Source organism: Idiomarina sp. Sol25, from assembly GCF_033052775.1.
Classification (GTDB): Bacteria; Pseudomonadota; Gammaproteobacteria; order Enterobacterales; family Alteromonadaceae; genus Idiomarina.
This window is the reverse complement of sequence record NZ_JAUPEW010000032.1, coordinates 1-544: the sequence shown is the minus strand read 5'-3', so window position 1 is coordinate 544 and position 544 is coordinate 1. Positions and strand designations below refer to the sequence as shown.

At 65.6% G+C, this 544-nt stretch carries 1 protein-coding gene; it reads right to left on the bottom strand.

All coding sequences use genetic code 11. The features are described from left to right. Nucleotides 1-54 precede the first annotated feature (54 nt). Nucleotides 55-303, bottom strand: coding sequence for a hypothetical protein (locus Q5L94_RS13320; protein WP_317498850.1), 249 nt, complete (start codon nt 301-303; stop codon nt 55-57). Nucleotides 304-544: the final 241 nt, after the last annotated feature.

Here is a 544-nt window from a genome sequence, read left to right as displayed (position 1 = left end):
GGCGGCGGAATCCATGGAGAGCACGCCCCGCAGCGCGCCAATTACTGCCGACATCTACGGCCCCTTTTTACTCTCGAAGTGCATGTTCATCAGACCGGCGCGCAGCTGTTCCAGCTCCTGCGCAGGGTCGATTTTGCTGCGGCCCTTGCGGCCCGCGGCTTTGGTAAAATCCGGCATCTTCCTGGGATTGTGGAACGCGTGACTGACCAGCACGCCAAGCTCCTGGTTCAGCACCCGGCGCGCCTCCACCTGTGCATCCTTGGCCCGGATCCGCGCGCGGGTGATGAGGTCGTATTCCTTCAAGGTGACCGCCTCAAAACGCTCGTGGTGTAAGCCCAGCTCACACCACGACGCATAAAGCGCGCTCCAGTCTACGCCCCCGCCGGGGGGCTGGCCTTTCCCGCTGTCTTACCCTCCCTGCCGGGTGCATCACCCTCACCCGTGCCCGAGGGCGGCGGGAAGGCCTTGGCGATGGCATCGCCCACAAACGGCACCACCTGGCGTGCGCCACCGGCGGCATCGACCAGGGCAATCGCCTCCTCGC